Source organism: Nonomuraea zeae (assembly GCF_005889725.1).
Lineage (GTDB): Bacteria > Actinomycetota > Actinomycetes > Streptosporangiales > Streptosporangiaceae > Nonomuraea > Nonomuraea zeae.
Genome location: NZ_VCKX01000628.1, coordinates 1 through 2,078 on the forward strand (window position 1 = coordinate 1; position 2,078 = coordinate 2,078).

Sequence of the window (2,078 nt, forward strand, 5' to 3'; positions counted from 1 at the left end):
ACTACACAAGGGGTAGCGTCGGCAGCGTCAGAGGTGTATAAGAGACAGCCAGACGAAGGCACACCACCCCCGCCACACACCCCCCGCCGCGTAATACCGGACGGGGGGAACCACACCCACCGCTCGTGCTGGGACGAAAGGCCGCCAGGCCCGCCACACCCTGTGCAAAGCGTCGGACCCGTGCAAAGCATCGGGCGGGGGTCGCCTGGGAGCGGCCCCCGCCCGGATTGCCGGCCAGCCGGCCGTTATGCGTCCTACAGCGGCGGCGAGGAGCCGTCGTCCACGTCGCCCTCGGGACCCGTCGGCGGAGGCGGCCCCGTCGGGGCGTCGTCGGCGGGTGCGGCCGTGGACGGCGGTGTGGAAGGCGGTGTGGACGGCGGCGTAGCGGCGGGCGGCGGGCTGGACGTCTGCCCGAGCAGCCGCTCCAGCCGCGCCCCCGTCAGCCGCAGGAACTTGCGGTGCTCCCGGTTACGGTCGAGCACGGCCACCTCGAGCTGCCCCACCGGCGGCCGCTCCCCGCCCGGCTCGGTCAGCGCCGTCAGCGCCACCTCCAGCGCGTCCGCCAGCGACATCGACTCCCGGTAGCGCTCCTTCAGCCGCCCGGACACCGCCTCCGCCTGACCGCCCATGGCCGCGAAGCCGTGCTCGTCGAACACCGACCCGTCGAACGTCAGCCGGTAGATCGCGTCGCCGTCACGCGTCTCGCCCACCTCGGCCACCACGACCTCGACCTCGAGCGACTTGATCGACTCGGTGAAGATGCGGCCCAGGTTGGAGGCGTAGAGGTTGGCCAGGCCACGGCCGGTCACGTCGGAGCGGTCGTAGGTGTAGCCGTTGATGTCGGCGTAGCGGATGCCGGCCAGCCGCAGCTCTTCGAACTCGTTGTAGCGGCCCACGGCGGCGAAGCCGATGCGGTCGTAGATCTCGCTGATCTTGTGCAACGCCCGCGACGGGTTGGGTGCGACGAACAGGATGCCGTCGACATACTGCAACACGACGACCGACCGGCCCCGCGCGATGCCCTTGCGCGCATAGTCGGCCTTGTCCCGCATGATCTGCTCAGGGGACGCATATCCAAAAGGCATGGACACGTGCGGTGGTCCTTTCTAACGCAGCGGGGCGATGGGGCCGTCAGGCGAGATGAGGCGGGCTTCGAGCATCTGCTCGACGTAGCCGGAGATCTGCTCGTCGGGCAGGCGGCGGAACCCGTCGGCGTCGATCACCGACACGATCGGCCAGATCTTCCTGGTCACGTCGGGACCACCGGTCGCGGAGTCGTCGTCGGCGGCGTCATAGAGCGACTGGATCAGCGTCATCACCATGTCCTCCGCCGAGGACCCGTCGCGGTAGAGCTTCTTCAGCGACCCGCGGGCGAAGATCGAGCCGGACCCGATCGCGTCGAACCGGTCCCGCTCGTAGGGCCCGCCCGCCACGTCGTAGCTGAAGATGCGCCCCTCGTCCTTGTCCGGGTCGTACGCGGCGAACAGGGGCACCACCACCAGCCCCTGCATCGCCATGGCGAGGTTGCCCCTGATCATGGTCGCCAGCCGGTTGGCCTTGCCCGCGACCGACATCGTGCGGCCCTCGAGCTTCTCGTAGTGCTCGAGCTCCACGCGGTAGAGGCGGGCCATCTCGATGCCGGTGCTGGCCGTGCCCGCGATGCCCATGCACGAATAGTCGTCGGCGCGGAACACCTTCTCCACGTCACGCTGCGAGATGATGTTGCCCGACGTCGCCCGCCGGTCGCCCGCCATGACCACGCCGCCGGCGAAGGTGGCGGCCACGATCGTGGTCGCGTGCGGAACCTGGTCGCCGATCGGGGTGGCCAGAACCTCATTTCGCAGGGGCAGCAACCCAGGCGCATACGAGCTGACAAAGTCCGTGAACGAGGAATTTCCGGTGTTGCGGAAAAGCTGGTCCACCAAGCCGATGGGCAGATCCCTGTGCGATGCCACGCGACTCCCTCCAAACATCAGTGTTCCTAGGGCGACCCTACTCATGTTGCGTTGCTGTCTGCACTTCCCACGATCAGCTCACGGCGAACCACCCTGATGACGGCTCCACTCCCAAGCTCCCCC

Annotated in this window: 2 protein-coding genes; both read right to left on the minus strand. The window is 68.6% G+C overall.

What is annotated here, in order from left to right:
• Window positions 1-254: 254 nt before the first annotated feature.
• Window positions 255-1,085, minus strand: a complete 831-nt coding sequence (gene prcA, locus ETD85_RS61900) for a proteasome subunit alpha (RefSeq protein ID WP_138699033.1) — start codon at window positions 1,083-1,085, stop codon at window positions 255-257.
• A gap of 21 nt (window positions 1,086-1,106) precedes the next feature.
• Window positions 1,107-1,973: a proteasome subunit beta gene (prcB, locus tag ETD85_RS61905; protein WP_379507846.1), complete on the minus strand. Its 867-nt coding sequence runs from the start codon at window positions 1,971-1,973 to the stop codon at window positions 1,107-1,109.
• Window positions 1,974-2,078 lie beyond the last annotated feature (105 nt).